The organism is Dermacoccus sp. UBA1591 (assembly GCF_002322065.1).
Lineage (GTDB): Bacteria > Actinomycetota > Actinomycetes > Actinomycetales > Dermatophilaceae > Dermacoccus > Dermacoccus nishinomiyaensis.
The window spans coordinates 42,240-47,913 of sequence record NZ_DCNR01000079.1; the positions used below are offsets into that span (position 1 = coordinate 42,240).

6 protein-coding genes and 1 riboswitch are annotated in these 5,674 nt (G+C 69.8%); of the genes, 3 read left to right on the forward strand and 3 right to left on the reverse strand.

Features of this window, described 5'->3' with window-relative positions; genetic code table 11:
* A partial coding sequence (locus B2284_RS08335; RefSeq protein WP_286697378.1) for a thioesterase family protein occupies nucleotides 1-321 on the forward strand: 321 nt, incomplete at its 5' end.
* A 23-nt stretch (nucleotides 322-344) separates the two neighbouring features.
* Here B2284_RS08335 and B2284_RS08340 read toward each other — a convergent pair.
* The 3 genes from B2284_RS08340 to B2284_RS08350 all read right to left on the reverse strand — a co-directional run bounded on the left by B2284_RS08340 (nucleotide 345) and on the right by B2284_RS08350 (nucleotide 4,427).
* Nucleotides 345-1,508 carry an ABC transporter ATP-binding protein gene (locus B2284_RS08340; RefSeq protein WP_286697379.1) on the reverse strand — a complete coding sequence of 388 codons (1,164 nt, stop codon included), beginning with the start codon at nucleotides 1,506-1,508 and terminating at the stop codon, nucleotides 345-347.
* A 140-nt stretch (nucleotides 1,509-1,648) separates the two neighbouring features.
* On the reverse strand, nucleotides 1,649-3,322 hold the full coding sequence (locus B2284_RS08345) for an ABC transporter permease (protein ID WP_286697380.1): 1,674 nt from the start codon (nucleotides 3,320-3,322) through the stop codon (nucleotides 1,649-1,651).
* 10 nt (nucleotides 3,323-3,332) lie between these two features.
* On the reverse strand, nucleotides 3,333-4,427 hold the full coding sequence (locus tag B2284_RS08350; RefSeq protein WP_286697381.1) for a thiamine ABC transporter substrate-binding protein: 1,095 nt from the start codon (nucleotides 4,425-4,427) through the stop codon (nucleotides 3,333-3,335).
* A gap of 55 nt (nucleotides 4,428-4,482) precedes the next feature.
* Nucleotides 4,483-4,591, reverse strand: a riboswitch (TPP riboswitch).
* A gap of 270 nt (nucleotides 4,592-4,861) precedes the next feature.
* Between B2284_RS08350 and B2284_RS08355 the strand changes: the two genes are divergently transcribed.
* Both B2284_RS08355 and B2284_RS08360 read left to right on the forward strand, forming a co-directional pair.
* Complete coding sequence (locus tag B2284_RS08355; RefSeq protein WP_006945679.1) at nucleotides 4,862-5,197, forward strand: DUF4235 domain-containing protein; 336 nt, start codon at nucleotides 4,862-4,864, stop codon at nucleotides 5,195-5,197.
* A gap of 288 nt (nucleotides 5,198-5,485) precedes the next feature.
* A partial coding sequence (locus B2284_RS08360; protein ID WP_286697382.1) for a DUF72 domain-containing protein occupies nucleotides 5,486-5,674 on the forward strand: 189 nt, incomplete at its 3' end.

Sequence of the window (5,674 nt, forward strand, 5' to 3'; positions counted from 1 at the left end):
TACGTGCCGGGCCGACACCGCGTCTGGCTGCGCACGCAGCTGCCGATCGTCATGGGTGAACAGATCACCCCGACGACGCACTTCCTCTCCGTCATCGACGGCGCCAACGGCATCGCCGTCCGCGTCGATCCGCGCGAGTGGATGTACCCCAACGTCGATTTGACGGTGCACCTCTTCCGCCAACCCGACCCCACCGCAACGGGATTCGACACCACCGTCGCGATGGGCGAGAGCGGGCTCGGCGTCACGATGACGTCACTGCACGACATCCACGGCCCCGTCGGACGCATCGCGCAGAGCCTGACGGTCCGCAAGCTCTGACGCGCGATGTTGCCCGGGAATCGTCAGTGGGTGAACTGCACGCCCTGGGAGGCGTCGAGCACGACGCCGACGCCGGCGCCGGACTCGAGCGCGGCCGGTTCGACGTCGCCGGGGTAGGCCACGGCAGCCAGCTCCAGCGTGGGCAGCGCATCGAGCCGGACGCTCACGCGCGTCACCTCGTCCGCCACCGCGCTGTGCACGATGCTCGCCGCCAGCGCGCGGGGGGCCCGGGCGTCACGCGCTCCGGCCGCTTCGCCCCACGAGGAACCATGTGTCGCCCCGGCGTCACGCATTGCGACACCGTCTCCCGAAGAGGAGCCGGACGCCGTTCCTGTCGCAACCACCCGTAGCGCACTCTGACGCAACTTCCAACGCCCCGGCGCGAGACCCACCGCTGCCGCCTCGTCGGGGCCCAGGGTCGTCGTGAAGCCGAGGAAATCGGCGGTGTCTTCGTCGGACGGCGCGGCCCACACCTCACGCGCGGCACCGTGCTGGACGATGCGTCCGTCGCGCATGACGGCGATGTCGTCGGCGACGGTGAGCGCCTCGCCGTGATCGTGCGTGACGAACAGTGCGGTCGCGCTCTCGGTCGTGAGGATGGCCCGCAGATCGGTCGACAACCGCTCGCGCAGGCCTCTGTCGAGGGCCGAGAGCGGCTCGTCGAGGAGCAACAACCGCGGTCGCACCGCGAGGGCCCGCGCGAGCGCCACACGCTGCTGTTGACCGCCGGACAGCGTTGCGGGAGAACGCTTCTCGTAGCCAGGCAGCCCGACGAGGTCGAGCAGTTGCCCGACGCGTGCGGCCTGCTCGGCGCGCCCCACACCACGTCGCGCCAGCCCGTAGGCGACGTTCGCGGCGACGTCGAGGTGCCCGAACAGTTGGCCGTCCTGGAACATCAGCGCGAAGTCGCGCTTGTGCGTCGGCACGCGCGTCACGTCGTCGCCGTCGAAGCTGACGCGCCCCGCGTCGAGACGCTGCAAGCCTGCGACGGCGCGCAGCAGCGTCGACTTGCCGCAGCCGCTCGGGCCGAGGACGGCGAGCACGCGCCCGGCGTCGACGGTGACATCGACGTCGTCGAGCGCCGGTGACTCCTGGCCGGCGAACGTCACGCGGGCGCCGCTGACGACGAGCCCGCGCGCCGCCTCCGCGGCCCGCTCACCATCGGCCCGCTCGCCACCAGACGTCATCCCCTCGGACCGCGTCCCACCGGCTCGCAACCCGTCGGACCTCTCGCCACCAGACGGCATCCCGTTGGCCCGCTCTTCACCGACCGGCGCCCCACCAGCCCACGCCGGACCGGCGTCGCCTCGCCTGGGTCGTCCCACCATCAGCCCATCCTCCCTGCGGCGACGCCGCCGATCTTGTCGACGGCCACCATGACGAGGCCAGTCACGGCTGCGAGCACGACGGACGCTGCCATCGCGCCACCGAAGTTGGCGTCACCGGGGCGCCCGATCAGCTGGTAGATGACGACGGGCAACGTCGGCGAATCAGGTTGCGCGAGAAAGGCCGTCGCGCCGAACTCGCCGAGCGAAACCGCGAGCGCGAACCCGGCTGCCGCGACGAAGGGTCGCCACAGCACCGGCAGATCCGCCGTCATCCATGCCCGGACCGGCGAGGCCCCGAGCGCGGCGGCCGCCTCGCGCGGACGTGGGTCGAGCGAGCGCAGCACGGGCGTCAGCGTGCGCACGACGAGCGGTAGCGCGACCATCGCCTGCGCGATCGGAATGAGCGCTGACGACGAACGCAGGTCGAGAGGCGGCCGGTCGAGCGTGATGAGGAAACCGAAACCGACGGTCACGGCCGAGACGCCGAGCGGCAGCATGAACGCCGCGTCGAGCAGCCGGACGACACGCCGCCCCGTCGGGCTCGCCGCGCGCCACGACACGACGACGCTGACGCACACCCCCAGCACGAGCGCGAGCAACGCAGCGTCGATCGCGATGCGCCAGCTCTGCGAGAGCGCACCGACGACCCCGAGGTCACCCAATCCGCGATAGTGCTGCACGGTCCAGCCGCCATCGGAACGCAGCGAGCGCACGAGCAGCGTCACCAGCGGCGCCAGGATGAGCGCCCCGACAGCGGCGGTGAGCGTCAGGGCAGCCGCGTCACCGCGCCCAGGACGTCGCAGCGCCGTCTGCTGCGTCACGCCACGCCGCACCCGCTCGTCATGACGCCCGATGCACGAGCGTTCGCTGACGACGAGCAGCGCCGCGACGAGGACGAACTGCGTCACCGACAGCACCGCCGCGGCTCGCAGGTCGAGGAATTCGACGGTGAGGGAGTAGATCTCCGTCTCGAGCGTCGAGTAGCGCAGGCCACCGAGCATGAGGACGATGCCGAACGCCGTCGAGCAGAACAGAAACACGACGCTCGCGGCGCTGACGACGGCGGGGCGCAGCTGCGGCCACGTCACCGTCCGGAAGACCTCCCGCGGTGATGCCCCGAGTGCCGCCGCCGACTCCGCCGTGCGCGGGTCGAGCGACGCCCACATCGGCCCGACGGTGCGCACGACGACGGACACGTCGAAGAACACCATCGCGAGCAGCACCGGCTGCCACGAGCCGTCCCAGCCCAACCAGGCAAGCGGGCCGCCGTCGGCGAACAGCGACCGGAACGCGACGCCGACGACGACCGTCGGCAGGACGAACGGCAGGACGACGAGCGCGCGCCACACCCCCGCCCCCGGCACGCGCAGCCGGTACAGGGCGTGCGCGACGGGCACACCGAGCAGCACCGAGCACGCCGTCGCGAGCGCCGCCATCCACACGGTGAACCACAGCACGCGCAGGATGCGCGGGCGCGTCAGGACGTCCGTGAATCCGCCCAGATCGACGTGCCGACCCGGCGCGAGCCCACGCACCGCCATCGCTGCGACGGGCCACGCGAAGAAGATCGCGAGGAACACGAGCGGGACGACGGCAAGCGCGGCCATGACGAACGGCGCGCGAGCGCCCCGGGCTCGTGCGCCGCGACGCAGACCATCACGGGTGCCGTTCATCGCTCGGGCGTCACTTGGACGTGACGTCCTTCCACTTCGTCAGCCATTCGGAACGGTTCTTGTCGATGTCGGCGGGCGACACCTCGATCGGCTTCGTCGGCTGCTTCGCGTTCGCCGCCCACGCCTTGGGCAGTTCGACGCTCGAGTCGACGGGGAAGACGTACATCGAGTCGGGCAGCGACTTCTGGAAGCTCGCACCGTTCATGAAGTCGATGAGCGCCTTCGCGCCGTCGGGGTTCTTCGCCCCCTTGAGCACACCGGCGTACTCGGTCGATCGGAAGCACGTGTCGAGCAGCGCCGACGTCGTCGACGTGCCCGCCTTGTCGACGGTGAACGCCGGCGAGCTGTCGTAGCTGACGACGATCGGACGCTTGCCCTTGCCGCTGCCGGTGAAGTCGACCTCGTACGCGTCGCTCCAGCCCGACGTCAGCTTGAGCCCGTTCGCCATGAGCTTCTTCCAGTACGCCTCCCAGCCGTCCTGGCCGTAGTGGCCGACGGTCGCGAGGAAGAACGCCATGCCCGGCGAGCTCGACGACGCGCCCGGCGCGACCATGAGGTTCTTGTACTCGGGCTTGACGAGGTCGTCGAACGACGCGGGCTTCGTCTTGTGGTTCTTCGTGAACCACGCGTCGTCGACGTTGACGCACACCGACGCGGTGTCGATCGGCGACAGCTGCCCCTTGCCCTGGCCGTCCGGCAGCTCGTACTTCGACGCCGACGCAGGCGCGCCCTTCGGGCTGTACGGCTCGAGGACGTCGTTCGTCGTGACACGCGAGGCGAACGTGTTGTCGATGCCGAACACGACGTCACCGAGCGGGTTGTTCTTGCTCAGCACGAGCTTGTTCGCGAGCTCACCGGCGTCACCGGACTTCACGACCTTGACGGTGTAGCCCGTCTGCTTCGTGAACTCGGCCATGACGTTCTTGTCGGGCGCCCACGACTCGTGCGTCACCAACGTGACCGTCTTCGACGCGCCCGAACCCGACGCACCCGAGCCGCCCGCTGAACTCGACTTCGAGCCCGACGAGTTGTTGTCGACGCTACACGCCGCCAGCGCACCCACGCACGCGAGCGCCAGCACGGCGCGGCCACCACGAGACATCATGTGAACGTTCCTCCTCACGGCCAGTGAGGGACGTCGTCGCCCGCACGTACGCGCGACGAGTGAGAACTCGACTTCCTCCGCCGGTGCTAACCGGGTCAGGTTCGAGGGTTTGGTGCCGGATGCGGCACGATCTCAGCGCACACTGCGCTCCCCTGTCGTTCGAGCGTGAGATTAGCACCGACCACCGACGGACGACACGCTTCGGCCCGCTTCGCACTCCGGCATCCCCGCTGACGGCTCGTGCGCACCTCACGCCGACGCCGGATCCCTCGTGCACGAGCCGGCCGCCACGACGCCCACCCCCGTCAGACCGGGCTGATGACCATGCCGACTGGCGCAGCGACACATGCACGCGCGAGGATGGACCCAAGACATCAACGGCCCGAGGCTCGACGACGCCTCACGACGGCCGACGACACGTAAGGGGAAACACCATGGGCAACCTCGTGTGGAAGGTGCTGAGCATGGGCGCCGGCATCGTCGCGAGCAAGATCGCGACGACCACCGCCACCAAGACGTGGAAGATGACGACCGGCAAGAGCCCGCGCAGCGCGAAGGACCCGAACGCCAGCATCATCGAAGCCGCGATCTACGCCGCCATCTCCACCGGCGCACTCGCCGCCGCCAAGATGTACGCCGAACGCCGCGCCGCCGACTACTTCACCAAGTCCGCCGGCCACCCGCCGCAGGCCCTCGTCAAGCGCGCCGAAGAAGAGGCCAAGGAAGCCCAGAAGGGCAAGAGCCAGGCGCCCGTCGTCGTCATGAAGTAATTCCCCTTCGTCCGCTTTCCGGCGTGGGAGCCTCGCGGGCTCGGCTCCCACGCTCGGTGCAGCAGACTCGGGGGCGTCCATGTCGCGCATGGAGCCGTCCGCTTGGAGGGTCAGGTTCTGCCTGGCCCTCCTCGCGTGTCTCTGGCCGACGCATCACTGAGCGTCGCGAATTTCGTCCACACCGGCGAATTTCGCCCACATTCGCGATTCACGTCCACCTCGGCGGATCTCGTCCACATCCACGTCCCGGCCGAACATCACGCCGCGCTCCGGTGGCATGCTGACGCCATGAGCACGGCCACCCGAGCGCAACTGCGCCTCGGCACGTCAGGGTGGACGTACGCCTCCTGGAAAGGCACCGTCTACCCCGCAGGCGTCGCCGACCGCGTGCGCCTCGAGTACTACGCGGCGAACCTCTTCGACACCGTCGAACTCAACGCCGGCTACTACCGCTGGCCGGCACTCACGAGCTTCGAG

What these genes read in the sequence shown, in the direction of transcription:
- B2284_RS08340 (WP_286697379.1), bottom strand. Translation starts at nt 1,508, where the DNA reads ATGACGTCTGGTGGCGAGCGGGCCGATGGTGAGCGGGCCGCGGAGGCG.
- B2284_RS08345 (WP_286697380.1), bottom strand. Translation starts at nt 3,322, where the DNA reads ATGAACGGCACCCGTGATGGTCTGCGTCGCGGCGCACGAGCCCGGGGC.
- B2284_RS08350 (WP_286697381.1), bottom strand. Translation starts at nt 4,427, where the DNA reads ATGATGTCTCGTGGTGGCCGCGCCGTGCTGGCGCTCGCGTGCGTGGGT.
- B2284_RS08355 (WP_006945679.1), top strand. Translation starts at nt 4,862, where the DNA reads ATGGGCAACCTCGTGTGGAAGGTGCTGAGCATGGGCGCCGGCATCGTC.